This is a genomic window from Blautia sp. AM29-29 (assembly GCF_003480555.1).
Classification (GTDB): domain Bacteria; phylum Bacillota; class Clostridia; order Lachnospirales; family Lachnospiraceae; genus Fusicatenibacter; species Fusicatenibacter saccharivorans.
Genome location: NZ_QUJD01000007.1, coordinates 25,609 through 50,720, shown reverse-complemented (window position 1 = coordinate 50,720; position 25,112 = coordinate 25,609). Strand labels below are relative to the sequence as shown.

At 48.2% G+C, this 25,112-nt stretch carries 30 protein-coding genes and 1 riboswitch; of the genes, 4 read left to right on the top strand and 26 right to left on the bottom strand.

Going from position 1 to position 25,112, the window contains the following annotated elements:
* Positions 1-3: 3 nt before the first annotated feature.
* From sufB to DW769_RS06580, 4 genes are all read right to left on the bottom strand, one after another.
* On the bottom strand, positions 4-1,410 hold the full coding sequence (gene sufB / locus DW769_RS06595; RefSeq protein ID WP_118659668.1) for a Fe-S cluster assembly protein SufB: 1,407 nt from the start codon (positions 1,408-1,410) through the stop codon (positions 4-6).
* A gap of 30 nt (positions 1,411-1,440) precedes the next feature.
* Positions 1,441-2,193 (bottom strand): Fe-S cluster assembly ATPase SufC, encoded by a 753-nt coding sequence (sufC, locus tag DW769_RS06590; RefSeq protein ID WP_055217927.1) that lies wholly within the window; start codon positions 2,191-2,193, stop codon positions 1,441-1,443.
* Between the two features lie 175 nt (positions 2,194-2,368).
* Positions 2,369-3,691, bottom strand: coding sequence for a sodium-dependent transporter (locus tag DW769_RS06585; protein ID WP_055217929.1), 1,323 nt, complete (start codon positions 3,689-3,691; stop codon positions 2,369-2,371).
* A gap of 88 nt (positions 3,692-3,779) precedes the next feature.
* On the bottom strand, positions 3,780-4,619 hold the full coding sequence (locus tag DW769_RS06580; protein ID WP_055228178.1) for a helix-turn-helix domain-containing protein: 840 nt from the start codon (positions 4,617-4,619) through the stop codon (positions 3,780-3,782).
* 231 nt (positions 4,620-4,850) lie between these two features.
* On the opposite strand from DW769_RS06580, the gene arfA reads away from it, so the two are divergent.
* Both arfA and DW769_RS06570 read left to right on the top strand, forming a co-directional pair.
* The gene (arfA, locus tag DW769_RS06575; protein WP_118666250.1) at positions 4,851-6,350 is read left to right on the top strand and encodes an arabinosylfuranosidase ArfA; all 1,500 of its coding nucleotides are present in this window, start codon (positions 4,851-4,853) and stop codon (positions 6,348-6,350) included.
* An 80-nt stretch (positions 6,351-6,430) separates the two neighbouring features.
* Positions 6,431-7,387, top strand: coding sequence for a glycoside hydrolase family 43 protein (locus DW769_RS06570; protein WP_117508964.1), 957 nt, complete (start codon positions 6,431-6,433; stop codon positions 7,385-7,387).
* 192 nt (positions 7,388-7,579) lie between these two features.
* On the opposite strand, the gene DW769_RS06560 is transcribed toward DW769_RS06570, so the two are convergent.
* The 16 genes from DW769_RS06560 to DW769_RS06490 all read right to left on the bottom strand — a co-directional run bounded on the left by DW769_RS06560 (position 7,580) and on the right by DW769_RS06490 (position 18,773).
* Entirely contained in the window at positions 7,580-8,182 is a 603-nt protein-coding gene (locus DW769_RS06560; RefSeq protein WP_022461732.1) for a folate family ECF transporter S component, read from the bottom strand.
* Positions 8,183-8,249: 67 nt separating this feature from the next.
* Positions 8,250-8,349: riboswitch (THF riboswitch) on the bottom strand.
* A 100-nt stretch (positions 8,350-8,449) separates the two neighbouring features.
* Positions 8,450-8,635, bottom strand: coding sequence for a DUF6198 family protein (locus DW769_RS06555; protein ID WP_334294721.1), 186 nt, complete (start codon positions 8,633-8,635; stop codon positions 8,450-8,452).
* Entirely contained in the window at positions 8,548-8,820 is a 273-nt protein-coding gene (locus tag DW769_RS17265; protein ID WP_118594420.1) for a PIN domain-containing protein, read from the bottom strand. Before DW769_RS17265 ends, DW769_RS06555 begins: the two co-directional genes overlap by 88 nt.
* A 32-nt stretch (positions 8,821-8,852) precedes the next feature.
* Positions 8,853-9,071: a UDP-N-acetylenolpyruvoylglucosamine reductase gene (locus DW769_RS06550; protein ID WP_117508967.1), complete on the bottom strand. Its 219-nt coding sequence runs from the start codon at positions 9,069-9,071 to the stop codon at positions 8,853-8,855.
* A gap of 18 nt (positions 9,072-9,089) precedes the next feature.
* A complete protein-coding gene (locus DW769_RS06545) occupies positions 9,090-10,334 on the bottom strand; it encodes a glutamate-5-semialdehyde dehydrogenase (protein WP_416388257.1) in 1,245 nt (414 codons plus the stop codon).
* 42 nt (positions 10,335-10,376) lie between these two features.
* Positions 10,377-10,925: a 5-formyltetrahydrofolate cyclo-ligase gene (locus tag DW769_RS06540; protein WP_117508969.1), complete on the bottom strand. Its 549-nt coding sequence runs from the start codon at positions 10,923-10,925 to the stop codon at positions 10,377-10,379.
* A complete protein-coding gene (locus tag DW769_RS16815; RefSeq protein ID WP_022462552.1) occupies positions 10,903-11,121 on the bottom strand; it encodes a DUF896 domain-containing protein in 219 nt (72 codons plus the stop codon). The genes DW769_RS06540 and DW769_RS16815 overlap by 23 nt, the downstream gene beginning before the upstream one ends.
* A gap of 106 nt (positions 11,122-11,227) precedes the next feature.
* A complete protein-coding gene (locus DW769_RS06530; RefSeq protein ID WP_055217951.1) occupies positions 11,228-12,382 on the bottom strand; it encodes a DUF3048 domain-containing protein in 1,155 nt (384 codons plus the stop codon).
* Between the two features lie 50 nt (positions 12,383-12,432).
* Positions 12,433-12,936, bottom strand: coding sequence for an rRNA maturation RNase YbeY (gene ybeY / locus DW769_RS06525; RefSeq protein ID WP_055228185.1), 504 nt, complete (start codon positions 12,934-12,936; stop codon positions 12,433-12,435).
* On the bottom strand, positions 12,933-13,964 hold the full coding sequence (locus tag DW769_RS06520; RefSeq protein ID WP_022462554.1) for a PhoH family protein: 1,032 nt from the start codon (positions 13,962-13,964) through the stop codon (positions 12,933-12,935). The genes ybeY and DW769_RS06520 overlap by 4 nt, the downstream gene beginning before the upstream one ends.
* A complete protein-coding gene (locus tag DW769_RS06515; protein WP_158579801.1) occupies positions 13,951-15,249 on the bottom strand; it encodes a sporulation protein YqfD in 1,299 nt (432 codons plus the stop codon). Before DW769_RS06515 ends, DW769_RS06520 begins: the two co-directional genes overlap by 14 nt.
* A gap of 45 nt (positions 15,250-15,294) precedes the next feature.
* The gene (locus DW769_RS06510; RefSeq protein ID WP_022462556.1) at positions 15,295-15,588 is read right to left on the bottom strand and encodes a YabP/YqfC family sporulation protein; all 294 of its coding nucleotides are present in this window, start codon (positions 15,586-15,588) and stop codon (positions 15,295-15,297) included.
* Positions 15,589-15,718: 130 nt separating this feature from the next.
* A complete protein-coding gene (locus tag DW769_RS17180) occupies positions 15,719-16,435 on the bottom strand; it encodes a hypothetical protein (RefSeq protein ID WP_055217959.1) in 717 nt (238 codons plus the stop codon).
* A gap of 93 nt (positions 16,436-16,528) precedes the next feature.
* Complete coding sequence (locus tag DW769_RS06500; protein ID WP_055217961.1) at positions 16,529-17,068, bottom strand: DUF2284 domain-containing protein; 540 nt, start codon at positions 17,066-17,068, stop codon at positions 16,529-16,531.
* Between the two features lie 21 nt (positions 17,069-17,089).
* Positions 17,090-18,070 (bottom strand): alpha/beta fold hydrolase, encoded by a 981-nt coding sequence (locus DW769_RS06495; protein ID WP_055267855.1) that lies wholly within the window; start codon positions 18,068-18,070, stop codon positions 17,090-17,092.
* Between the two features lie 7 nt (positions 18,071-18,077).
* Complete coding sequence (locus tag DW769_RS06490; protein WP_055217965.1) at positions 18,078-18,773, bottom strand: YjjG family noncanonical pyrimidine nucleotidase; 696 nt, start codon at positions 18,771-18,773, stop codon at positions 18,078-18,080.
* A gap of 168 nt (positions 18,774-18,941) precedes the next feature.
* On the opposite strand from DW769_RS06490, the gene DW769_RS06485 reads away from it, so the two are divergent.
* The gene (locus DW769_RS06485; protein WP_055228190.1) at positions 18,942-19,220 is read left to right on the top strand and encodes a type II toxin-antitoxin system HicB family antitoxin; all 279 of its coding nucleotides are present in this window, start codon (positions 18,942-18,944) and stop codon (positions 19,218-19,220) included.
* A 65-nt stretch (positions 19,221-19,285) separates the two neighbouring features.
* Here the strand turns inward: DW769_RS06485 and DW769_RS06480 are convergent, their stop codons facing one another.
* Entirely contained in the window at positions 19,286-19,981 is a 696-nt protein-coding gene (locus tag DW769_RS06480) for a DNA alkylation repair protein (protein ID WP_118750147.1), read from the bottom strand.
* A gap of 160 nt (positions 19,982-20,141) precedes the next feature.
* Here DW769_RS06480 and DW769_RS06475 point away from each other — a divergent pair, with 160 nt between their 5' ends.
* Positions 20,142-20,603, top strand: a complete 462-nt coding sequence (locus tag DW769_RS06475; protein WP_055217971.1) for a hypothetical protein — start codon at positions 20,142-20,144, stop codon at positions 20,601-20,603.
* A gap of 64 nt (positions 20,604-20,667) precedes the next feature.
* Here DW769_RS06475 and DW769_RS06470 read toward each other — a convergent pair whose 3' ends face one another.
* From DW769_RS06470 to DW769_RS06450, 5 genes are all read right to left on the bottom strand, one after another.
* A complete protein-coding gene (locus DW769_RS06470; RefSeq protein ID WP_118697237.1) occupies positions 20,668-21,609 on the bottom strand; it encodes a GTP-binding protein in 942 nt (313 codons plus the stop codon).
* A 57-nt stretch (positions 21,610-21,666) separates the two neighbouring features.
* A complete protein-coding gene (locus tag DW769_RS06465) occupies positions 21,667-22,164 on the bottom strand; it encodes a pyridoxamine 5'-phosphate oxidase family protein (RefSeq protein WP_022462564.1) in 498 nt (165 codons plus the stop codon).
* A gap of 26 nt (positions 22,165-22,190) precedes the next feature.
* Positions 22,191-22,670, bottom strand: coding sequence for a 23S rRNA (pseudouridine(1915)-N(3))-methyltransferase RlmH (gene rlmH / locus DW769_RS06460; RefSeq protein ID WP_022462565.1), 480 nt, complete (start codon positions 22,668-22,670; stop codon positions 22,191-22,193).
* 105 nt (positions 22,671-22,775) lie between these two features.
* Positions 22,776-24,170, bottom strand: a complete 1,395-nt coding sequence (gltA, locus tag DW769_RS06455; protein WP_022462566.1) for an NADPH-dependent glutamate synthase — start codon at positions 24,168-24,170, stop codon at positions 22,776-22,778.
* A complete protein-coding gene (locus tag DW769_RS06450; protein ID WP_055217977.1) occupies positions 24,170-25,057 on the bottom strand; it encodes a sulfide/dihydroorotate dehydrogenase-like FAD/NAD-binding protein in 888 nt (295 codons plus the stop codon). Before DW769_RS06450 ends, gltA begins: the two co-directional genes overlap by 1 nt.
* Between the last annotated feature and the right edge of the window lie 55 nt (positions 25,058-25,112).

The window sequence follows — 25,112 nt, the reverse complement described above, 5'->3', positions numbered from 1 at the left end:
TCCTTATCCAATGCTGCCCTTCATCTCGAGGCGGATCAGATTGTTCATCTCCACCGCATACTCCAGCGGCAGTTCTTTTGAAACATCATCCGCGAATCCGCTGACGATGCACGCTCTCGCATCCTCTTCCGTCATGCCGCGCGACATCAGATAAAAGACGGCTTCATCGCTGATGCTTCCGATCTGTGCTTCATGGCCGATGTTCGCATCTTTTGTACGGATATCCATCGCCGGAATCGTGTCCGACCGGGAGATGTCATCGAGCATCAGAGACTGGCAGGAAACGGCTGATTTCGTGTTCTTTGCCGCTTTTGTTGCAGAGACTGACGAACGGAAGGTGCTGATGCCTCCGTCCTTCGAGATCGATTTCGTGTTAATATAGGAACTCGTATCCGGCGCGCTGTGGACAACCTTCGCTCCGGTATCGAGATTCTGGCCCTTACCGGCGAACGTGATGCCGGTAAATTCCATCTTTGCGCCTCTTCCTTTCAGCACGCTCATCGGGTACAGGTAGGAAACGTGGGAGCCGAATGAACCGGAAACCCACTCGATTTTTCCGCCCTCCTCGACCTGCGCGCGCTTCGTGTTCAGGTTGTACATATTCTTCGACCAGTTTTCAATCGTAGAATAACGGAGTCTTGCATTCTTTCCGACAAACAGCTCCACACATCCGGCATGGAGGTTGGCCACATTGTATTTCGGTGCGGAACAGCCCTCGATAAAGTGAAGGTCCGCGTCCTCATCGACAATAATCAGCGTATGCTCGAACTGGCCTGCGCCCGGCGCATTCAGGCGGAAATACGACTGCAGCGGGATTTCCACGGAAACCCCCTTCGGCACATAGACAAACGAACCTCCGGACCAGACGGCTCCGTGCAGTGCGGCAAATTTGTGGTCGGTCGGTTTCACCAGTTTCATAAAGTGTTTCCGCACCATATCCGCGTACTCACCATGCAGCGCACTCTCCATATCGGTATAGACAACACCCTGCGCCGCAACTTCCGCGCGGACGTTGTGATAGACCAGCTCCGAATCATACTGTGCGCCCACGCCGGCGAGTGATTTCCGCTCTGCCTGCGGGATGCCGAGACGCTCAAACGTATTTTTGATGTCATCCGGCACATCGGACCACTTTGCTTTCATTTTGGTATTCGGGCGGACATACGTTACGATGTCATCCATGTTCAGAGCCTCGATCGACGGACCCCAATCCGGAATCGGCATCTGGTTGTAGATCTGTAAAGAACGCAGACGGAACAGTTGCATCCAGGCAGGGTCTTTCTTCTCATCCGAAATTTTCTGTACAATTTCCGGCGTCAGGCCGGCTTTTACTTTATAGGCATCCTTTTCATCGTCTTTGAAATCATAGATGCTTCGGTCAATATCCTCTACATAACTTTTTTCTCTCACAGCGTTTTCATCCTTTCTGTACCTTCGGTTTTACGCCAGTGACTTTTCGTATTTTCCAAATCCGTCCCGGTTGATCTCCTCTACAAGAGATGCATCGCCAGTTTTGACGATTTCACCTTCCACCATGATGTGGGTCTGATCCACCATCAGCGATTCCAGAATCTTCGTGCTGTGCGTGATGATCAGAAGACTTCCTCCGCATTTTCTGCGGTATGCCTCAATTCCGGCAGAAACGGTGCGGACCGCATCGACATCCAGGCCGGAGTCGGTCTCATCGAGAATGGTAAGGGACGGCTCGAGCATCAGAAGCTGCAAGATCTCGGCTTTCTTTTTCTCACCGCCGGAAAATCCGACATTCAGATCACGGTCTGCATACGACGGATCCATCTGCAGAACTTCCATTGCTTTTTCCAGTTCTTTCCGGAACTCAAACAGACGCATCCGTTTGCCGGTCTTTAACTCGACGGCGCTGCGGATAAAAGAGCTTAAGGTTACGCCAGGCACCTCAAGCGGATTCTGAAACGAGAGAAACAGTCCCATTTTGGCGCGTTCATTGACCGGCTCTTCTGTGATGTTCTTTCCCTGGAACCAGATTTCGCCGCGTGTCACGTTATATTTCGGATTGCCGAGCAGCGTATTGCCAAGCGTCGACTTTCCGGTACCATTCGGTCCAAGCAGCACATGCGTCTCCCCTTTTCCAATCGTAAGATTGACGCCGTGCAGGATCTCTTTTTCTTCTACATTTACCGTTAAATCTTTCACTGTTAAAAGATTTTTTCCCATATTGATATCCTCCTTATTTTGCTTCGAGGTTAAAATCTCTGTTTTCGCCTCCGATTGTAGACCTTTTTTCCGAGTATTTCAATCGGATTTATATATTTGAAAAATTTTATCAAAAAACGCACCTGCCGCCGGATTTTTTTTCCGCACGACAGGCGCGTTTTCTATCAACATCGTTTCAGCCGATTCCGCCCAGCACGATTCCGAGAATCAGAACCAGCACACAGATCGGCACGTAGATATATTTGCAGATCGGATAATACAGATCCGTGAATTTGCTGCTTCTTCCCTTGTCTACCTGGGACTGCACATACTTCTTTCCGCAGATCCAGAAGAACATGACTCCGGCAAGGCCGGCGCCGAGCGGGCAGATGTAGATCGACAGAACATCCATCCACTGGGATACAATGCCCTGGATCAGAAGAGATACGACCACACCGATAACCCCGATCACACCGCAGGCTGCTACTCTTCCGAGATGAAATTTTTCCTGTACCGTTGCAATCGGTGCTTCGTACAGGTTAATCAGAGAGGTAAGGCCGGCAAAAAAGACAGCGACAAAGAAAACGATTGCGATCAGCGCGCCACCCGGCATAGACTTTATCAAATTCGGAAGGAAAATGAACAGAAGTCCAGGTCCTCCTGTATTTAACTGTGCTCCCGTAGTTGCCATCGCCGGGATAATAACCAGCGCAGCAAGCATAGCAGCGAGCGTATCAAAAAATGCTACTCTTCCGGCGGCGGCCGGAATATTTTCTCCATCTGACAAATAGGAACCATAGATCAGTGTTCCGTTTCCGGCTACAGACAGGGAAAAGAATGCCTGACCAAGTGCAAAAATCCAGGTCTTCGGATCTGCAAGTGCTTTTGGTTCCACACGGAAAATATAACGGTATCCATCCGCTGCACCGGGCTGAAAGGCAACATAGATACCAAGTGCAACAAACAGGAGAAAGAAAACAGGCATCAGCACCTTATTGACCTTCTCAATTCCCTTACCAACACCAAATGCCAGAATGACCATCGCAACCACAAGAGCTACGATCTGCCAGAAATTGTTTCCAAACGCAGATGCCATGGATTCAAACGCTCCGGCAAAATCCTCTACGCTCACAGCTGACAGTGTCTTTCCGGTAAAGGTTCCGATCATGTACCTGAAAATCCACCCCATGACAACCGTATAACCGATCGCCATTGCCAGGGAACCCAGCACCGGAATCAGACCAAGCGCCTCTCCGGCTTTTCGTTTTCCTTTCGTTTCACATGCAAAACCGAACGCATCAACCGGACCGGATCTTGTGGCACGGCCAAAACTCATCTCCCCGCTCACACCGGTAAAGCCGATCAGTGCAACGAACAGGAAATACGGAATCAGAAAGGAACCTCCTCCGTACAAGGAAACCCGGGTAGGGAACATCCAGATGTTGCCCATTCCAACTGCAGAGCCGATGCAGGCCAGGATAAATCCCCACCGACTGTTAAATGACTCTCTCTTTTTCATACTGCTCTCCCTTTTTCTTACTTTTTCTGAAGATATCATGGCCAAAGTACCTTTTGACTCCAACATCTTCTGAATATTTTAGCATAAGCTATTGGGAAAAGCTATAGCATTTCTCATCTTCCTGCAACTTCACTTTATATTTTATGCTTTTTCCGCCTTGCTGCTGCCATTCCCGCGGAGAACATCCGCAGTGGCGTTTGAAATAGCGGCTGAAATGAGACAGATTGGAAAAACCGCAGATTTCCGCGGTCTGTCCGATGGAAAGTGCCTGATTTGTCAAAAGATTTTTCGCCTTGTCGAGCCGTACTTCAATCAGATCGCTGTGCGGGGTGCTGCTAAAAAACTGTTTATAATAAGAATAAAACTGGCTTTTTTCCATATTGGCCATCTGGCAAAGCTTTTCTGTCGTCCAGTCTTTCTCATAATGGCTCAACATCTTAAGGCGCAGCTCCTGGAATTCCTGATACAGTCCGGCCGGCTCCTCTGCCGCTTTCTGGTACAGCCGCATACCGCGCGATGCCGTAATCATCATCTGACGAACCAGTGCTTCCTCATATTCCACTGCGTATGGATCTTTCACAATGTATTCCCTCTGCAAAAGGCGAATCAGCTCATCAATTGCTTCCGTGTTCTGTGGATAAAAAACAGCATTCTGCGGAATTCCATACGTTTCACCCAGATTCTCACCGCACCAGAAATGGACATAGCTGTTGCGAAACTTCTGAACAGCCTGATAATGCTGCTCGTGATCCGGCGTGTAAAAAAGGCAGGCATTTTCCTGTGCAATGAAAAACGCAGTTCTGTCATACACCTTCATCGGCGTTTTAAACAACAGAAACAGATAGTCCCCGCTGCCCTCCGGCCGATATATCGTCTCATAATCGGCGTTGGATCTATTATATTCACAAATATGAACTGAAAATTCCATTCTTCTCGTTTCCCCTTTTCTTTTCTTCTCCCTATTTTACCGCAAAACCGGAAAAAAAGTCAAATTTGCCGGACAAAAATCTCTGGTTTTTTTCTATCTTCCTGCTAAAATTGAAACTATCCAAAGCGAAAGCGAAACGGTGGAATAAAATCATAGACACGCCTGTGATCCTTTGTTTTTCTGGATCGTGTCTGAAAACGAACATTTCTTTTAACAGGAGGATTTTTAAGTATGAAAAAAGCAGAGATTATCATTGACAAATATTTTCTTACCGGAAAAGTTGACAAACGAATCTTCGGTTCCTTTATCGAGCACCTGGGACGCGCCGTTTACGAGGGCATCTATCAGGAAGGAAGTGCTCTCTCCGACGAGCAGGGCTTCCGAAAAGATACCCTGGATCTTGTCAAAGAGCTTCAGGTACCGATCGTCCGTTACCCGGGCGGAAACTTTGTCTCCGGTTTTCACTGGGAAGACAGCGTAGGCCCGAAAGACAAACGGCCTGCAAAACCAGATCTTGCCTGGGGCGTGATTGAGACAAACGAATTCGGTCTGAATGAGTTTGCTGACTGGTCGAAAAAAGCCGGCAGTGATATTATGATGGCCGTCAATCTCGGAACCCGCGGACCGGAAGACGCAAAAAATGTGCTGGAGTACTGCAACTTCAAGGGCGGCACCTACTACAGTGATCTGAGAAAATCCCACGGTTACAAAGATCCACACAACATCAAACTCTGGTGCCTCGGCAACGAGATGGACGGACCGTGGCAGATGGGACATAAGACCGCTTCTGAGTACGGACGTATTGCAGCAGAGACTTCCCGTCTGATGAAATTCATGGATCCGACGATCGAAACTGTTGCCTGCGGAAGCTCCAATCTTACGATGCCAACCTTCGGTTCCTGGGAATATACGGTTCTGGACGAATGCTATGATGAGGTGGATTACCTTTCTTTACACCAGTACTACGGAAATTATGCAAATGATACTGTCGATTTTCTGGCAAGCTCCAAGGGCATGGATGATTTCATCTCCGGTGTAGTTGCGATCTGTGATGCAGTCAAAGCGAAAAAACACGGCAAAAAGCAGATTAACCTTTCCTTCGATGAGTGGAACGTATGGTATCACAGCAATGAGCAGGATCAGAAGCTGGAGAAATGGGTACGCGCACCGCATCAGCTTGAGGATGTTTACAACTTTGAGGATGCACTTCTCGTCGGAAGCATGCTGATCACACTCCTGCGCCACGCAGACCGTGTCAAGATTGCCTGCCTCGCACAGCTTGTCAACGTTATCGCTCCGATCATGACATCCGATACCGGTGCATGGCGTCAGACGATCTTCTATCCATACATGCATGCAAGCGTATACGGCCGCGGAACCGTCTTAAATACACAGGTTTTGACACCGGTTTACGAGAGCAAAACGTACGGCGAAGCTCCGTATCTCGATTCTGTCTGCATCTGGGATGAGGAAAACGATGCACTGACCATTTTTGCAGTCAACAAGAGCCTGGATGAGGATATGGAGGTTTCCTGCGATCTGCGTCAGTTCGAAAGATGCCGTCTGGCTGAGCACATCGTGCTGACAAACGACGATATGAAAGCGGTCAACACCGAAGCAGATCCGAACCACGTTACTCCGACCCATTCCGATGCCACCAAACTGGAGAATGGAAAAATGCACACCGTTCTTGGAAAACACAGCTGGAATGTGATCCGTCTTACAAAATAATGGAACCGTATAAGGTATGGCCTGAAAAACAGAACATCTGAATTTTTCATCCAAACATATGCATAAAGGAGTTTTATTTTATGGCACAGGCATATTTATTTGTTCATTTTCGGGAAAAAACAACACCGGACGGCGAACAGGTTTATTTCGGCATCAGCCGCGATGGTTTCCACTGGGAAGCTGTCAACGACGGCGCTCCTGTTCTCTGGACGTATTATGGAGATAAGGGTGTACGCGACTTTACTATCACTCACAGCATAGAAACCGGGAAATATTATATTTTCGCCACTGACCTGAGTCTTTCTTACGGTATGCGGAATCAGTATCACAATTCCTGGGATGAGATCGGCAGAAACGGCAGCAAGTATTTCTCCGTCTGGGAATCAGAGGATCTCGTAAACTGGAGCGACCAGCGTCTTGTAAAAATCGGTGATGATGACTTCGGCTGCCTCTGGGCACCGGATCTGATTTACGATAAAGAAAACGGTGAGTACGTTCTGCATTGGTCTTCTTCCCATGCAGCAAACGATTACGGTCCCAAAAAAATCTATTACAGCACAACGAAGGATTTTGTTCATTTTTCAGCTCCGCAGGTTCTGTACGAAAAAGAGGACAGCGGCGTGATTGATTCGGCGATCTATGAAGAGAATGGGGTTTATTATCTTTTCGTAAAGAGTGAAAGCAATCCGGCGAAAATTATTCTGCTCCGCTCCGACCATGCGGCCGGCCCGTATGTGCGGATGGAAAGCTTCGATGAGAGCATGAAAGATGTAGAGAGCGGTCTCTATGAGGCTCCGACCGCAGTACAACTTGATGACAGCAGATGGTGTCTGTTCCTTGACTACTACGGCGTTCCGGGTGCCGGCCAGGGATATGTGCCGTTTGTTGCAGACAGCCTTGCTTCCGGAAAATTTGTTCGTTCTGATGCTTCCTTCTCGTTCCCATACGGCTACAAGCATGGAACGATTCTTCCGATTACAGAGGAGGATTACGAGCGGATCAAAAACCATGACTGGTCAGATCACGGATATCGGTAAAATCGCTGTCCGCCTGATGGGATTTTCATACAAAAAGAACTGCGGCAGGCTTCCTTTTGGGGAAGTTCCTGCCGCAGTTCTTTTTCGCTTTTCTTTTCCGACAAAACCCATCCGCTTCCTTTTTGTTCTGGCGGACAGTACCTTTTCTGCAGATTGGTAAATGTATCGTTTTGATGGTGTCTGAATTTTTCTTTATCTCTGTGCCTGTGCAGCGGTTCTTGCATGGAACATGCGGAAGACGCCGGTCTGCTCGATCAACTTCGTCAGGCTGTAGAAAATGATGGAATCGATCGGCCACATAATCAGGTTCTTTAAGGCACGTGCCGGAAGAAGCACCATGATTCCTTTTCCATACAGCATGCTGATCCACAGGGTGTTCAGCAGTACGTTGACAGTCAGCATAACGATGAACTTGGCTGCAAGCACACGTTTGATGGTCAGTTTTTTGCGATAGTAGAAGCATCCATACATAAAAGATGCCAGCATCGCATTAAAGGTGAATCCGAAGAAGAACGGGCCGCTCGGTTTCAGGAAGTATTTTACGACATCAAGAATGCCGGAGAAAAGACATCCTGTCACTGGTCCGAACAGGTAATCGACAAGGCGGTTCGGGATTCCGGAAAATCCGATGCGGACATAAGGTCCGATATCAATCGATGCTACCTGGTTCAGAATCATCGCCAGCGCTGCGAACATGGCACAGGCTGCGAGGGTTGTGACTGCTTTCAGCTCTTTTGCTGACTGCAGAAACATGTTTTTTGTTTCTTTTGCTGTTTCATTTGCATTTTTCTGCATAAAAAAATTACCTCCTTTACAGATATCTGACTACAATAGGAGATAATCTCTTGTCTCTATCTTCTGTTGCAGCGAGATGCAATTCATATACCGCAAGATTTTCTCTTTTCGTCTCCCTGGCTACTCTCTATCCCGGGAGCACTTTACGCATATGAACTTACTCTGCAGTTGTTTTTGTCCTGCTCATTATATAGTAAAATCCCCTTGGTTTCAAGAGGATTTTACATTTTTTTCTAATTTTTTACGATCAAATATCAGCCCTGCATTTTACGGTCTTTCCGGTGATAAAACGGAGACAAACGCAAACTTTTTATCCAGCAGTTTTCCCATCAGCACAATACCTTTTCCCATCGTAAAAGCAGCTGCTACCGTTCCGATTCCAAATATTCCGTCGGAGTAACCGCAGGTATGTTTGAAGTCACATAATCTGCTGTATTTCTTGTAACAATATATTGTGCGCAAAATGATTCGGCACATTCCATCTGCAAACAGTCTTCAAAATCTGAAAATGTTTCATTTTTCAGACCTTTCATTAGTTTTTCTGAATCAATTCCTTCTACATCAAAAATTTCAAATAAGCTAAGGAGAAGTTCTCTTCTTTCTTTTACGTCATATGTCTTTCTTAAAATAAAAAACATATTAGAAACAGAGTGTGCGGCAATGCACGCATTTATTTTTCCTCTCTATAAGATGCCAATTCAGCATCGTCATCCTGAACATTTCCTTTTTTTCTTATTTGCTCCATTCGTAAAAAAGCATCTTTTTTCGATTCAACAGCACCGCTATTATAAAGACTGTTTACACCCTGCATAATCTGAATAATAAACACTAGTTTATCTTCTGGCATTTTTTCCAATAATTCAAATGCTTCTTCTCTCATTGCTGTCATTATGTTTTTGTCTCCTTTCTATGACCGTACCTGTCCATTCCCATATACCACAAATTTAATCGAGGTCAGCGCCAGCAGTCCCATCGGGCCTCTGGCGTGGAGTTTTTGGGTGCTGATTCCGATTTCGGCACCGTAGCCGAATTCGAAGCCGTCGGTGAAGCGGGTGGAGGCGTTGACGTAGACCACCGCTGCGTCGATTTCGTCCAGGAATTTCTGGGCGTGGGTGTAGTCGTTGGTGATGATCGCCTCGGAGTGTTTTGTGTTGTAGCGGTTGATGTGCGCGATCGCTTCGTCGATAGAGGAAACCGTTTTAATGGATACGATATAGTCGAGATACTCTTTTCCCCAGTCCTCTTCTGTCGCTGCTTCTGCTCCCGGCATGTATTCTCTTGCCTTCTCGTCTGCGCGCATCTCCACCTGTTTCTCTTTCAATCGTTCTGCGAGAACCGGCAGCAGTTTTTCACGCACGTTTTCATGCACTACGATGGATTCACACGCATTGCAGACGCCGACACGCTGTGTCTTTGCATTCAGAATAATATCCACTGCCATGGAAAGATCGGCTGTTTCATCCACGTAGATATGACAGTTTCCGGTTCCCGTCTCAATGACAGGAATCGTGCTGTTTTCCACGACAGCGCGGATCAGTCCGGCACCGCCGCGCGGAATCAGAACATCGACATAGCGGTTCATCTTCATAAACTGTGCCGTTGTCTCACGTGAAGTATCTTCGATCAGAAGCAGCGCATCCTCCGGCACCTGCTCCTCCTTCAGTGTTTTCCGCAGTGAGGCAACAATCGCCATATTTGAGTGGATCGCATCACTTCCGCCCTTCAAAATCACGACATTTCCCGTCTTAAAGCAGAGTGCAAACGCATCCGCTGTTACATTCGGACGTGCTTCATAGATGATTCCGACAACACCAAGCGGAACACGTTTCTGCCCGATCAGAAGACCGTTCGGCCGTTTTTTCATACCGAGAACTTCCCCGATCGGATCGTCCAGCTCGGATACCTGACAGAGACCTTCCGCCATCGCCTCGATGCGACTCTGATCCAGAAACAGCCGATCCAGAAGACCTTTGGACATTCCTTTTTCTCTTCCATGCTCCATATCCAGCGCATTTGCCGCGATAATCGCATCGGCATCCGCCACAAGATTTTCCGCTGCTTTTTTCAGCACACGGTTTTTCGTCTCTGTCCCCATGATGCGAAGCACAGGTTCCGCCCCACGGGCTCTTGTTCCGATTTCTTCCAGACTTATCATATTCGTCTCCTCCTCGTGTTGTCTTATCGTGATTGGCTGCTAACGGTAAATCTTCTGCTCTGTCACCAGCATCTGCGGCAGAACATCCGTCTCTTCAAACGGCACCGCATCAAACAGCTGAAACTCAAACGCCGCTGCAACCGTTGTAAACCCTGGATGTGCGGCAAGAAAGCGGTCATAAAATCCTTTTCCATATCCGACTCTGTGGCGCGCCGGATCAAAGGCCACACCGGGTACCAGCAGAAAGCCCTCTTCCCGCGTGCAGACCTTTCCGCCGTCCGGCTCCATAATGCCAAAATAGCCGGATTTCAGCGTGGAGAAATCTTTGATCTCATAATAAACCATATCATCGTCTTCCACGCGCGGCACAGCGACCGTCTTTCCCATTTGCAGGGCCTTCTCGATCAGATCCCGTGTCATGACTTCTTTTTTGAAGTCCATATACGCAAAAAAGCAGTCCGCATCCAGAAACTCCGGCAGAGCCGTGATTTTTTCATAAATCATACGGCTCTTTTCCTGAATTTCTTCCTGTGTGGCTGCTCTTCTTCGGGCAAAAACTTCTTTTCTAATGTTTCCTTTTGCTTCCATAGCGCTCCCCCAGATTTACGATTGTTCCGTCTTTCTCCTGCATATCAATATTGTCGAGCTGGGTACGGAGGTTCATTTTCACGGCTGCAATATATTCTCTCCGCAGCTTCTGCTGCTCTTCTTTCTCCGCCGGCGTCAGCCCCTCTGCTTTCGCCTTGCGGGCAAGTTCGTTAATTCTCTGTATATTAATTTCCATTTTCTGTATTTCGCTCCTTTAAATTACCGGAATTTTCTCTTTATCTTACCGCAAAACACGGTATCTGTCCAGCAGATCCGCGAAAAATCTGAAATCCGGTTTTCAATCACCGGATTTCAGTCTCGTCTGTATAATTATCCAGTACAATCAGAACCCATGTTTTTCCAGGATTCAACTTAATCTCATCGCCATTCCCATCCCGGTATTTTGTGACGCCCCACGGATCATCCTTGCTCCATGTCACGTCGATGGCCTTTCCGCTTGTGATATACGTTCCCGTTCCGCCGTTTACCACATCGATATCGAGATATTCCGCATTGTCATCATACTTTTTCCAGGAACAGTACTGCACGATAATGTTCTTCACCGCAAGCTGTTCCTGTGTCATCTCATCGATCTGCGGTTCCCCGAACTGATAACGCAAATACGTGCCGCTCGCCTCATCGTACGAAAACCACGGATTGTTGTGGAAATATCCGCCCGGTGCCACATAGGCGGCATTTCGTCCCTGTTCCAGCGTTTCCGGTTCTGTCTCGGATGCAAACTGGAAAAATCCGTCATAACCGTCTTTGTAAGATGTCCGGTAGCCGCAGAGATCGATTCCCGCTGCAATCCCGGCCGCATCCAAATACGCATTGTGCGGCGACGGACGATCCGACGTCCGGTAATACACCTGTTCCGAATACTCCATGCCATTCACATTGTCTATGTGATCCGATTCGAGCAGCGGAATCGCATACGCCGCCTGTCCGTAATGATAATACAGGGCATCAAAACCAGCCGCCAGATACACATAATATTCACGGCAGCTCCGCACCGATCCGATCTTTTCGAGATCATCATAGTTTTCAAACAGCCCCATCAGGCGCGTAATGCCGCCTTCGACCGGCGCTTCATAGATCACTCCCGCACGGCTGATACCGCTCTGCGGGCAGGCGCTGATGATATTACTCAGCATAACCGCCACCGGGCGCCTTCTTCCCTGTACTTCGGCGACAGGTTCTCCTGTCAGATAACTTTTCACCATACCTTCCGGCAGCGCATCCTCCGCGGGTGTCGGCTCAATCGCTTCCGGAACCAGCGGTTCCGGTGCCGGATCTTCGGTCGGGGCCGGTGGTTCCGTAGCTTTCGTTTCTGTCTTGCTTTCCCCTGCTGTCTCTTCTGAGACATAAGAAGTTCCTGCCGATGCAGTTTCCGGTGCCGTTTCCCCAATTTTCCGGCATCCGAACAGCATCATGCTTCCCAGCAGAGCAATCCCCAATGTGTAAAACCCTCTCTTTTTGATAAAGACCCCTCCTTTTCTTCTTTCAATCAGTCTCTTGTGATACCGAGACGCTGCAGCACCTCTTCCTGCTTTGCCTCCATCACGGCTGCTTCCTCCGGTGTCATATGATCATAACCCAGAAGATGCAGCATACTGTGTGCAACAAGAAAAGCAAATTCGCGTCTTAAAGAATGACCGTATTCCTCCGCCTGCGCTCTTGCGCGCGCAACAGAAATCACAATATCACCCAGCATCAGCTCACCGCTGTCCGGGTTAAAACAGTCATCTCCCTCTTCCGTCTCCAGAAAATCGAACGAAGCCGGAGAAGGATAATCTACCATCGGGAAAGAAAGCACGTCTGTCTCCCGGTCAATGTTTCTGTGTTCCCGGTTCATGGTGCGGATATTTTCCGGATCAGTCAGAATCAGTTCTACTTCTGCCTCATACGGGCACGCTTCCTGATCCAGCACACCATTGATTACCGCTGCTGCAACCTCTTCCGGATCAAATCCAAGGTCAAAATCCTGTTCATTTTCAAACGTCAGTGTCATTTATTTTCCCTCCGTTTTCTCGTCGTACTTTTTGCTCTGCCGCTGTGATTTTCCGGCTTTGCTTTCTTTTCATATTCATCGTAAGCCTGTACAATCTTCTGCACCAGCGGATGACGGACAACGTCCTTGCTCGTCAGCTCGCAGAAGGAAATTCCGTCTACTTTTTTCAGTACCTGCATTGCCACATCAAGGCCGGAGCGTGTACCGGAAGGAAGGTCCTTCTGAGAGGCATCTCCGGTTACAATGACTTTGGAACCGAAACCGATACGGGTCAGGAACATCTTCATCTGCGCCGGTGTCGTATTCTGTGCCTCATCAAGGATAATAAACGCATTGTCGAGCGTACGGCCTCGCATGTACGCGAGCGGCGCAACCTCAATCAGGCCTTTTTCCATGTTTTTCTGGAAGCTCTCTGCTCCCATGATCTGATACAGCGCGTCGTAGAGCGGCCGCAGATACGGGTCAATTTTACTCTGCAGGTCGCCAGGCAGGAAACCGAGTTTTTCACCCGCCTCAATCGCCGGACGCGTCAGGATAATACGGCCTACCTCATCGTTTCGGAATGCCGTGATCGCCATCGCCATCGCAAGGTACGTTTTTCCGGTTCCGGCAGGGCCGACGCCGAAGACGATCATCTTTTCCCGGATCGCATCCACGTACGCTTTCTGACCGAGTGTTTTCGGTTTGACCGGACGGCCTGCAACGGTGTGGCAGATGCAGTCGCTGTCGATTTCCGCAAGGCTGCTTCCGCTGTCCTCCATAACAAGTGAAATTGCATAATTGACGTTCTGTGTCGTGATATCGTTTCCGCGGCGTGAAAGCTCCAGAAGCTGTGTCAGACATTCCTTTGCGCGCGCTGCATTCGATGCCGGGCCTACAATTTTTAAAACGCCGTCCCGGGAGATCAGCGTAACCGCCAGGGATCTCTCCAGGATTTTGATGTGTTCATCAAACTGGCCGAATACTTTCTTTTCATGTTCGATGGGCAGTTCCATCTGCAGTTCTATCATGTTGTTATTGCTGTTCATCTACCATTGATTCCTTTCCATCCGACACCTTCTGCATTTCGCAGGGCTGTGCTTCTACGGCCCGTTCTATCACACGAAGTGTCCCTTTTGTGATACATGACGTATCGTTAAGTTCTATTGTAACATGATTTTCCGATATTTGAAGTCCTTTTTCTGATAAATTTCTGTGGAATTTCTGATAATTCTGCGAGGCTTTTTCTTTTGCCTCGTGTTCTGAGTAAGTTTCTTTCTGAACTTCAAAAGGAAATTTCTGACGGTAGCCGAAATAAAACGGAAGGGCAAAGTTTTCTGTCAGATAAAGCTGCTGAAGGGACACTTCCTCGTCTGCTCCATTTTCCCTTTTCTCTGTTTTCTGATCCGCCGTTCCGGTCATGCTCCGCAAACTCGCCACAAAATTCTCCGGCAGCAGATTTCCAAGGAAAAATCGGTAAGCAGAAATCTGGAATACCGGCGTTTTTTTCTCTGCTTTCTGATATGTCCGTACCGTATGGGAAAGCGGAAAGGTATCATAATAGTACCACGTCGTCTCGAGATCGATATCCGCATCTGCGTGGACATAAGAATAGCCGTACGTCTCCCCGCTGTCATTCACAAGCGGAATCTCGCCCTTTACGAGAATATCACCTGCCTGGCACGTATCGCCTGGGAGCACCTGCGGAATGCCGTTCCGTGTGATAATGCGCACGACCGTCCCTTCTTTTTTCGCCACAAGATTCTGCGGATCATCTGCTTTTTCTTCGATCACATAGCCGTCTACGTTTTCTTTTACCGCAAGGACAAGCTGCGTCCCTTCTATTTTTGCGGACACCCAGGTCAGATTGGGAAACTGCTCCCGCAGATACGATGCGGTTTTGCTGCAGTCCACTCGTTTTTTCCAGATTCCATGATGAATCCCGGCCGCATCCAGGCTGTTTAAAATCGTCTGCGTACTGTTCGCGTAGTTTCCTTCCACATGAATATTCCAGATAAACTGCGACAGTATATAAAGTCCCGCCAGACAGAGAAAAATGCCAATAAAAAACGCCTTTCTTTTTAAACTTCGCCGGTAAAAGAAAGGCAGTCCCTGTTTTTTCTGTATTCGGATGCGCACACCGCTCTTGCGGCGGATCGGCAGGAGACGGAAGAAATCTTCCGGCAGAAGGCTCATCTCAAAGCAGTCCTGATGTTCTGTCACGTCCCACAGTGTGATGTTATGGTGCCCGCACAGATTGAAAAAACGCTCCGGTTCACGGCCCGTCACACGAATCCGCACATTGCCTTTCCAGAAAACCTTTCCCCTCTGCAAACGCACACCCCCTTTTCAGCATTGGAATGATTGGAATCATTACACTTATTGAAACGTCACCTGATCGATTCTCCCTTCCACCCGCATCTCCTCCCCGGAATACGAAACAATCCGGATTCCCTCTCCCACAAGGAGCAGCCTGCCGTATTGTGTAAGCACACAGAGGCGGCACGCATTATATTCCAGAATCCTGCGGTAATTTTCAATCTGCACTTCTCTCCCGCCGTAAAACGTCACAACCGGCTCGCCAAAAGCAAGATCTGACGGAACCTGCATCGCCGAAAGCAGCTCCCCGCCCGGCGGATGGAGTGATTTTTTCTGCTTTTTCTTTTTTCGCATCCAAAACCTCCTCCGCTTTGCGGGTCTGCTTTTTGTTCTATCGCTATTTTATGCAGAAAAAAGCACAAAAATACCCCACAGCCGCTGGGGTTTCCTGCCCGATCAGGCTGCGGGGTTTCATTTCTCTTTTTTAAAAACATTTTTTGCAGGGTTCATACCCCTGGGCTTCTGCATTTTCTCTCGTCATCTGATATGCCCGATCCGGATTCATTCTGCCGCAGTTATTTTTGTTATGGTACTTCGATCCGGTCTCTGAAATCCACACGAGCTGTCCTCCATACGGATCCGATTCCTGCGGTGCTTCCGTTACCTGCGGTTCTTCGGCAGTCACTGCCGGCTGTGATTCTTCCGCTGCCTGCGTTTCGACGGTTTCTTCCGCCGCAGCTTCTATGGTTGGCTCAGGTGTCGGCGTCTCGGTCGGGTCAGCCGTTGGAGTTGGGGTAGCAGTCGGAGTCGGGGTAGCGGTCAGCGTTGGTGTTTCGGTCGGTGTTGCTGTCGGCGTTGGTGTTGATGTTTCAGTCGGGGTCGGCGTCGCTTTTTTCGTCGGCGCTGCCGTAACGCTGACGGAAACAGACTCTGCAGATGCCTTCTGTGTTTCCTTACTGCTGTACGTCACAGGTGTCAGCGCACAGGCGGAAACCAGCAGCAGCACAGGAAGCAGCACAGGAAGTGCTTTCGCCACATGAAACCGTTTCTTTATCGTATTCCAGGTAACCGGAAGCAAAAAGATTCCAAGCAGCAGCAGTGACAATGCATATGCCTTCTCCTCTTTCCAGTAACCGGCTCCCGCCAGCATCATCAGAATACCGAACAGATACCTGAGAAAATTTCCTGCCTTTCTCAGCATATTTCATTCCCCCTCTTGTGTATTTTCTGAATTTCTTACAGCGAAATCCTCTACTGTAAATACGTTTGAAAGAATGGAAAATTACATCACAGATTACGATTCTTTATAGAAAATCATGCTGAACCATATGACCATATGCTCGCCGAGGTAATAATCCATCATGTTTTTTTCAATCAGGTTTGCAACAACGATGCCGTGGCTCTCGATGCATGGATGCATCAGTTCAAGATGGCGGCAGCCGCCTCTCGGGTAGGTACATTTATCGCAGAGCTGGCAGGAATCGGAGGAAAGGGCGAAGGTGAGCAGGGTTTTGTCTTTTAAATGCTGCTCGATTTCGCGTGTGATTTTTTCGTGCTCCGATTTTGTTTTTAATGTCTCATCCATATCCATGATGTTGTCCACTTCTGCGATGCTGGAGAAGAACAGAACGTGATCGTAGTTCATGCAACGCTCCTTACAGACTTCAACAGTGCCTACCGCCGGCGGGCAGGACCAGGAGGCTCCGTAGCGGGAGCACTCCTTTTTGCAGATCTGGCGGACCCGGTCATTGAATTCGATGTCCTCCGGTTTTACAAATGCATACTGATAGATAGGAAACTGGGTAATATATTCTTCGATTTCTGTCTGTGTCATTTTGTCATCCCTTCTCTTTTGTTACAGATCTTTTTCCAGAAAAGCAAATACCATATTCCAGTACGTCTGGAGCATGCGCCCTCTGGTTCCAAACAATTCATGCTTTGCGCCCGGTACTTTTACCATTTTTGCCATGCCGGGACGGCGTTCTGCCATTTTCCGGATCATCCGCTCCTGGGCACGGTTGGACACAAGATGATCGTTCTCCGCCTGAAATAAAAGGACAGGAGCCTCGATCCGTTTCCATCCGCTCCGCATCAGATCGCGGTACAGATGTGCGGCGGCATGGAGCCATCCGTAAGAAGCGGCATTTAGGTGATACAGCGGCTCTTTTTCCCGCTTCTGCTGGTAATAGAGAAAGCGCGGACGGGAGAGGGACGAACTTTGTTTAAAGCTTTCGATTCCCTGGTATGGTTTCTGTCCTACCACATACTGTGTGCCTCGTTCTGTGGCACAGGCAAAAGCTGCGATCCGTTTTGCATCGGCGAACGGCACTTTTCCGGTCAGCGGACGGATCATCGGCGAACTCAAGACCACTTTCCGGAACAGATGCGGCGCTTTGGCGGCCGCTGCTGCTGCGATTCCGCCGCCCATCGAGTGAGAATAGAGAACGAGCGGAAGACCGCATGCCTCTGCTTTTGCTTTTCGTGCAACAAAGAGCAGATCTTCTACATAACGATGGTAGGAATCGACATAAACAAGCGACGGATCATCCACCAGACGGTAGCTCTTTCCGTGGCCGCAGTGTTCCGGCAGATAAACATGAAAATGCTCTTTGATAAAATAATACACGATCTCTTTATATTTCTCTGCATTTTCCGTAAAACCGTGTGAAATTACAACAACACCTCTCGGGCGGAATGCGCGGTAACGAAGAACATGAATCGGATGACCGCTCTCCCTTTCCCAGTAAAATTCTTCTGCATGAGCGGCGAGGTACGGCTCCACACCATTCTGCATCCGCTCCGCATAATTTTTTTCCTGTAATACGCGTGTTCTCATTAGCAAATCACCTGCTTTCATCCAGATACGAAAGGATATCCTGAAGATTGTCGATGGTACAGTCCGGTGTAACTTCAATTTTGTTCGGAAGATGATCCGGGTTGTACCAGCAGGTCAGGATTCCTGCATTTTTTCCGCCGCGGATATCACTTGTGAGGGAGTCGCCGACGATCACAACCTCATCCGGTGCATAACTTCCGATTTCGTTCCATACCGCATCAAAAAAAGCCTTCTGCGGCTTGTCCACACCGACCTGTTCCGAGATAAAAACGCCGTCCAGAAGCTGATCAAGCCCGGAAAAGCGGAGTTTACGCTCCTGTGCAACAGTGGTTCCATTTGTTACTGCATACTGTTTTACGGTAGCTTTCAGCTGTTTTACCAGTTCATCTCCGTGATCGCAGAAGAAAGCCTTATCGCCGAGGCGGATCTGATATTCATCATTGAATACTTTTACCTGATCCGTCGGCAATCCTTCCGATTCAAAAAATTCATGGAACCGTCCAAGCATCACCTGTTCTCTCGTAAGCTCTCCCGTCTCCAGCCGCTCCCAGTAACCGCGGTTGATCACGCTGTAGCGCTGCAACATTTCGTCCGTGCAGGTTCCCATATGAAACTTGTTGAAACAGTACTCAATTGCATATCGTTCCGACATCTTAAAATTCAGAAGTGTTCCGTCGATGTCCCACAAAATTACTTTTATCAAAGAGAAATCCTCCCTTGGTTTCATTTGTATTTTCCAATTATCTGTTTTTCATTCTAGCATAGATTACAAATACGATCAATTGTATTTTAGGCATTGTATCTTTTGAGAAAAAGTGCTACGATAAAAAAGAATTTCCGTGAAAAAGAAAAGGAAGAAGGAAGAAACACTATGAAATTTACTTATCCAGCCGTTTTTCATAAAACCGAACAGGGAACCTACGAAGGTTATTTTCCAGATCTCGCCTGCTGCTATGCAAAAGGGGATACCCTCGACGAGGCGCTGGAAGATGCCATTCACTCCGCCTATGACTGGATCTCTCTGGAACTGACGGAAGAAGAACCTGATTTTCCGCCGGTATCGGATGTGGCAGATCTCGGGAAAAGCGAAGGTGAAATTGCAAGAAATATTGCCGTCAACATCCGGCTTTTTGAGGGATGGGACGAATAAGTTCAAAAAAGAGAAAGAAAACCGTATTGCTGCGATATTCGAAACGCGGCGATACGGTTTTCTTTTTATCTCTTCCAGGTTTTCAGCATCTCTTTTTCTTCTTTGCTGATCCGTAGCGACTCTCTGATTTTCTGAATTGTTTTGTTATGTGTCCAGTCATCGAGACTGTTTTCTTTCAGCAGTTTCTGTGTTTTTTCCGGAAAATAAATATAACAGATCGATACTGCCCAGGCGACGGCCATTTTTACGTAATAGCCATCGTGATGAATCTTTTTCATCTCCTCCAGCACAGCATCGATATACGCTTCGTTGATAAAAAAGTCCAGCAGACACACAACACCAAACCGGATTTCATATTCCCGGCTGCTTTTCAGCCATTTCTGCAGATATCCATACCAATACTCCTGGTCTTTCTTCATAAAATGGCACGTTGCACAGGAGCTGTCACAGATTCCCCAGCTGTTGATCATCGGCACGAAGCGGTCCAGTTCTGCCGTCTGTTCTTCACTGGTCAGCTTTCCGTAGCCGATCATCATTCCGCGGATCAGAAGCTCCTCGTAGACTTCTGGATTAAACTGTTCGGTATAAACTTCATAATGGTCTCTTGCTGTCGCTTTTGCAATCCGTCGCGAAACCGGAATGCGGACACCAAGAATCCGACAGTTCTGTCCCGGCACAAGAGAGCTGTGAAATTCCCGGTATTTTGCATCTATATTGCTTTCCAGTTCTGCCCGAATGGCCTGCATTACTTCCTGTTCCATATGATTTCCCCTTTCTTTTCTTTCTCTTTAAGATGTTTTACACGCTTTTTACAAATGTTTAACCCTGTTATTTCTGCACTTCTGATAAGATAAAATTAAAGTAAACGATAACATCCACCCTGCCAAATGCCAGATCTTTTCCGGCTGAAAGGTGAGTCTTATGAGAAAGAAATATACATTTTTTCAAAATATTCCATTCCTGTGCAAATTTCAGAAGCAGCCAGCCCTTGCAGAAGAAGCGCCAGTTGTTTCCACAACGCTGTCTATTCCGTTTTCCGGACCCGCAGAAAGATCCTTATATTTTACCGAAAACCCGGATTTTACCGCTCCCTCTGCCGGTATCCATTCCCGTCGTTTTCCGGGAAGCCGGATCTTTCTATATTCCAGCGATCCCGAGCACGATCTTGCGGCAGTTCCATCCTCTCTTTTCGATGTGCTGCACCGCTATTTTGCCGTCCATTCACCGGATGATGTCGTTTTATGGAAAGATGGCATTCTCTCCTTCCAGACCATGGAAAATCAGCCGCAGCCGTTGACTGCTCTTTGTACACCGGATGATGCACGGGATTCCAAAATCATTCCGTTCCCCACACTGTCAGAACGGCAGCGCATTTCACAGTAACTGCTATTTAGCCAAACCAGCAGGAGCATGATGGAAAATACCCCTTTCCGTCATGCTCCATTTTTTACTTAATTCCGAGAATTCCACTAATCCGCTCTTTCGAAAGCCCCGCGCCGATTACAATCAGCACTTCCTGGCTCTCCGGCACTGCCTGGAATGTCATCTGTTCCCGCGTCGCATTGATTTCGCTCCACACAGTTTCGCCCGTCTTTACAATTCCTTTGATCCGGAATACATTGCCGCATGATGGATCCGCAAAGATTGCTTCTGCTGCCTTTTTCAGCGCTTCTTCCGTAATCTTCGGCTCCAGAAAGCAGAGCGAATCAAATGTCTGCTGCTCGCCGAAATCCAGCTTCCGGTAATCCTCCGAACGGTAACTGCATTCGGAGAGCATTTTGAAATCATCCTCTGTCAGATCATCCCAGTTTTTCTGTAAAATTTCTGCATCAGAAAACTGTCTTCTGCAGCCTGCCTGCTCGAGCGTGCGGTTCAGATGGGCAATCGTTTCTTCTTTCTTTTCCTCCGAAACATTCTGTACTTTGCTCAGCACGATTTTACCAGCGTTCGCCGCCTCGGAAGCCAGCAGATACTCTTCTTCCTCCGACAGCTTCTCATCGAGCCCGGCATCCAGAATCGTGATGACGCTTCCCGCCTCATACCAGCGGTTCAGCGGCTCGTCATACAGCGTGTCAAAGAACTCATCCACATCGTAAATCCCCGACGGTTCCACGAGAATGCGGTCGTAGCCGCTCATGCCCATCGAGATCAGTTTCGTGCGGAATCGTCTGCGGTGTGTCTCTTTGTCGCATCCGCCGGAAATCATCTCCAGCTCGCACTGATCGCCGCGCAGTTCCTGCAGAAGCAGCATATCCACATTGACTGCCCCAAAATCATTCTCCAGGATGCCGATGTTCTTTCCCTGTGCCATCAGATACTTTGCGTACTGTTTCAAAAAAGTCGTCTTCCCTGAGCCAAGGAAGCCTGTAATCAGATCAATTTTAATCATTTCTGCTGTCCTTTCTGCTGTCTTTTTCCGTCTGCAGCCTGCGGAGCTTCGAACACTCTATTTTCGTCTGCGCTCTTTGCCGGTAAATGTATCGATGTCTATGCGCCATACGGCAACGCGCTCCACCATCTCTGGTAGAAAAGCGATCTTCGCCTCCGGTGCGATATGCGCCATGATTTTTTCCAGGCCTTTCTTCTTTACCTCCGGATCTGTCACCTCCGTGATGGTTCCGTTTCCCATGATACTGCGGTACGCATAGGAATACGCACACGTATAGTCACCTGTAATCACTTCATGGTTGTAATCCATCTCCACCGCTACGCGCGGATCCGCTGCAAATGCAGCCGCCTTCCGCCCTTCTTTTGCCCCATGCAGGTACAGACAGACGTGAAGAGTTCCATCTTCTTCCCGGACATCATATCCATAATTCATCGGCACGATAAACATGCCTTCCTCATCCATCGCCCCGATCCGCACAACCTCGCAGCTTTCCAGAATTTCTCTTAAAATTTCAGGATCTGTAATCTCCCGCTTTTTTAAACGCATTTCACGCATCGCAATCACACCTCTCTTATTCGCAGCTATTTATGATATGGCTCCCCGCAGTTAATGCGGTAGCTCCGGTAAATCTGTTCCAGCAGAATAACCCGCATCAACTGATGCGGAAATGTCATTTTCGAAAAACTGAGCGCATAGTTCGAACGCTTCAGAACTTCCTCGCCAAGCCCTAAGGAACCACCGATCACAAAAATAATATGGCTCGTTCCCTGCACGCCGAGCGTATCTATTTTCTGGGCCAGCTCCTCGGATGTGAGCTGTTTTCCCTTAATTTCCAATGTAATCAGATAAGCGTCATCCCGGATATATTTGAGAAGGCGTTCTGCTTCTTTATTTTTGATATTCGTCTCTACGGTTTCACTCGCGTTGTCCGGCGTTTTTTCATCCGCCACCTCGATAATTTCCAGCTTTGCATAGCGGCTGAGGCGCTTGGAATACTCGGCGATCGCATCCCGTAGATATTTTTCTTTGATTTTTCCTACTGTTAATATCGTAATTTTCATTCTGTAATCTTAAAACCCTTTCGGATATCTGTCAAAAACACCAAAAGCCATATAGATCACTTTTTGTCCGCGTCTATATGGCTTTTAGTTTAGAAAAGCAATGCCTTATGCATTTTTGCTTTTGATATACTCATCAATTCCTTTAGCTCCGGCTTTTCCGGCACCCATAGCAAGGATAACGGTTGCTGCACCTGTTACAGCGTCACCGCCGGCGTAAACGCCCTCTTTGCTGGTCTTTCCGGTTTCTTCCTCAGCTACGATACATTTTCTTCTGTTGACATCCAGACCGTAGGTGGTGGAAGAAATCAGCGGGTTCGGGGAAGTACCAAGAGACATGATAACTTCGTCTACTTCAATTTCGAACTCAGATCCTGGAATCTCAACCGGTCTTCTTCTTCCGGAAGCGTCCGGCTCGCCAAGTTCCATACGGATGCAGCGGATACCGGTTACCCAGTCTTTGTCGTCGGTCAGAATTTCTACCGGGTTGGTCAGAAGGTCGAAGATGATACCTTCCTCTTTTGCATGATGAACTTCCTCTGCACGGGCCGGAAGCTCTGCCTCAGAACGACGGTAAATAACGTGTACCTCTGCGCCGAGACGAAGTGCGGTTCTTGCAGCGTCCATAGCTACGTTGCCGCCGCCGACTACAGCAACTTTCTTGCCGTGTGCGATCGGGGTATCGTAATCATCGCGGAATGCTTTCATCAGGTTGTTTCTGGTCAGGAACTCGTTTGCGGAGAATACGCCGTTTGCGTTCTCACCCGGGATTCCCATGAACATCGGAAGGCCTGCACCGGAACCGATGAAGACTGCTTCAAATCCTTCGTCTTTTAACAGCTCGTCGATGGTAACGGATTTTCCGATGATAACGTTGGTCTCAATTTTAACACCGAGAGATTTTACGTTCTCGATTTCAGCGGCAACTACTTTGTCTTTCGGAAGACGGAACTCCGGAATACCGTAGCTTAATACACCGCCGGCTTTGTGAAGTGCCTCGAAGATGGTTACATCGTAGCCAAGTTTTGCAAGGTCTCCTGCGCAGGTAAGACCTGCAGGGCCGGAACCGATAACCGCGATCTTGTGGCCGTTTTTCTCTGCTGCCGGAACCGGTTTGATACCGTTTTCTTTTGCCCAGTCAGCAACGAAACGCTCCAGTTTGCCGATGGAAACAGCGTCGCCTTTGATTCCGCGGACACATTTGCCCTCGCACTGGCTCTCCTGCGGACATACACGGCCGCAGACTGCCGGGAGTGCACTGGACTCACCGATAATTTTGTATGCTTCCTCGAAGTTTCCTTCTTTTACCTGTGCAATGAATGCCGGAATGTTGATATTAACCGGGCATCCTGTGATACATTTTGCATTTTTACAGCCCAGGCAGCGCTGTGCTTCTTCTACTGCTTCGTCTTTGTTGTATCCAAGACATACCTCGTCAAAATTTGTGGCACGTACCTTCGGCTCCTGCTCACGTACCGGTACTCTGTTTAATCCCTTTGCCATTATTTGTCACCTCCGCACTGGCCGCATCCGCCGTGATGGGTTGCGCCTTCCTGGTATCTTAAGAGAGCTCTTCCCTCTTCTGTCTTGTACATCTGCTGACGTTTCATAGCCAGGTCGAAGTCTACCAGATGACCGTCAAACTCCGGTCCGTCTACGCAGGCAAATTTTACTTCATTGCCTACCATTAGACGACAGGCACCGCACATACCGGTTCCGTCTACCATGATCGGGTTCATGCTGACAACGGTCGGGATGTTCAGTTCTTTTGTCAGAAGACATACGAATTTCATCATGATCATCGGTCCGATGGCAACACAGACATCATACTGTTTGCCCTGGTTCTGTACAAGGTCGCGGAGTACATCGGTACCCATACCTTTTCTTACGTAAGAACCATCGTCTGTGGTTATGTACAGATTGCTGACAGCAGACATTTCTTTCTCGAGAATAACGAGATCTTTTGTCTTTGCTCCGACAATGGCGTCAGCAGTGATTCCATGCTCATGCAGCCATTTTAACTGCGGGTAAACCGGTGCAGTTCCAACACCGCCGGCTACGAATACGATCCGTTTTTTCTTCAGTTCTTCGATATCTTCGCTGCAAAACTCGGACGGCTGTCCCAGAGGTCCTACGAAATCCATGAAAGCATCTCCCGCTTTGAGATCTTTCATTTTTTTGGTAGATTCTCCGATCGGCATGAATACGATGGTGATAGTTCCTGCTTCTCTATCGTAATCACAAATGGTCAGAGGAATTCTTTCTCCTTCTTCATCTGCCTTGACAATAACAAACTGTCCAGGGAGGCAGTGCTGTGCTACTCGCGGTGCTTCTACTACCATACGGTAGATGTTATTCGCGAGCATTTCCGCTTCTTGAATCTTGTACATAATATCCTCCTAATCTTGTTAGAAATATTTTAACAAAAGCACGACTTGGATTTTC

Excerpts from the sequence above, each read along its gene's own strand:
- DW769_RS06570 (WP_117508964.1), top strand. The coding sequence starts at position 6,431 with ATGGCACAGGCATATTTATTTGTTCATTTTCGGGAAAAAACAACACCG.
- ybeY (WP_055228185.1), bottom strand. The coding sequence starts at position 12,936 with ATGACACTGACGTTTGAAAATGAACAGGATTTTGACCTTGGATTTGAT.
- sufC (WP_055217927.1), bottom strand. The coding sequence starts at position 2,193 with ATGGGAAAAAATCTTTTAACAGTGAAAGATTTAACGGTAAATGTAGAA.
- DW769_RS16815 (WP_022462552.1), bottom strand. The coding sequence starts at position 11,121 with ATGGAAATTAATATACAGAGAATTAACGAACTTGCCCGCAAGGCGAAA.
- DW769_RS06480 (WP_118750147.1), bottom strand. The coding sequence starts at position 19,981 with ATGGAACAGGAAGTAATGCAGGCCATTCGGGCAGAACTGGAAAGCAAT.
- DW769_RS06580 (WP_055228178.1), bottom strand. The coding sequence starts at position 4,619 with ATGGAATTTTCAGTTCATATTTGTGAATATAATAGATCCAACGCCGAT.
- DW769_RS06470 (WP_118697237.1), bottom strand. The coding sequence starts at position 21,609 with ATGATTAAAATTGATCTGATTACAGGCTTCCTTGGCTCAGGGAAGACG.
- DW769_RS06475 (WP_055217971.1), top strand. The coding sequence starts at position 20,142 with ATGAGAAAGAAATATACATTTTTTCAAAATATTCCATTCCTGTGCAAA.
- DW769_RS06485 (WP_055228190.1), top strand. The coding sequence starts at position 18,942 with ATGAAATTTACTTATCCAGCCGTTTTTCATAAAACCGAACAGGGAACC.
- gltA (WP_022462566.1), bottom strand. The coding sequence starts at position 24,170 with ATGGCAAAGGGATTAAACAGAGTACCGGTACGTGAGCAGGAGCCGAAG.
- DW769_RS06495 (WP_055267855.1), bottom strand. The coding sequence starts at position 18,070 with ATGAGAACACGCGTATTACAGGAAAAAAATTATGCGGAGCGGATGCAG.
- rlmH (WP_022462565.1), bottom strand. The coding sequence starts at position 22,670 with ATGAAAATTACGATATTAACAGTAGGAAAAATCAAAGAAAAATATCTA.
- DW769_RS06450 (WP_055217977.1), bottom strand. The coding sequence starts at position 25,057 with ATGTACAAGATTCAAGAAGCGGAAATGCTCGCGAATAACATCTACCGT.
- arfA (WP_118666250.1), top strand. The coding sequence starts at position 4,851 with ATGAAAAAAGCAGAGATTATCATTGACAAATATTTTCTTACCGGAAAA.
- DW769_RS06520 (WP_022462554.1), bottom strand. The coding sequence starts at position 13,964 with ATGAACAGCAATAACAACATGATAGAACTGCAGATGGAACTGCCCATC.
- DW769_RS06510 (WP_022462556.1), bottom strand. The coding sequence starts at position 15,588 with ATGCGAAAAAAGAAAAAGCAGAAAAAATCACTCCATCCGCCGGGCGGG.
- DW769_RS06560 (WP_022461732.1), bottom strand. The coding sequence starts at position 8,182 with ATGCAGAAAAATGCAAATGAAACAGCAAAAGAAACAAAAAACATGTTT.
- DW769_RS06465 (WP_022462564.1), bottom strand. The coding sequence starts at position 22,164 with ATGCGTGAAATGCGTTTAAAAAAGCGGGAGATTACAGATCCTGAAATT.
- DW769_RS17265 (WP_118594420.1), bottom strand. The coding sequence starts at position 8,820 with ATGTTTTTTATTTTAAGAAAGACATATGACGTAAAAGAAAGAAGAGAA.
- DW769_RS06550 (WP_117508967.1), bottom strand. The coding sequence starts at position 9,071 with ATGACAGCAATGAGAGAAGAAGCATTTGAATTATTGGAAAAAATGCCA.
- DW769_RS06585 (WP_055217929.1), bottom strand. The coding sequence starts at position 3,691 with ATGAAAAAGAGAGAGTCATTTAACAGTCGGTGGGGATTTATCCTGGCC.
- DW769_RS06540 (WP_117508969.1), bottom strand. The coding sequence starts at position 10,925 with ATGGAAGCAAAAGGAAACATTAGAAAAGAAGTTTTTGCCCGAAGAAGA.
- DW769_RS17180 (WP_055217959.1), bottom strand. The coding sequence starts at position 16,435 with ATGCTGAGAAAGGCAGGAAATTTTCTCAGGTATCTGTTCGGTATTCTG.
- DW769_RS06500 (WP_055217961.1), bottom strand. The coding sequence starts at position 17,068 with ATGACACAGACAGAAATCGAAGAATATATTACCCAGTTTCCTATCTAT.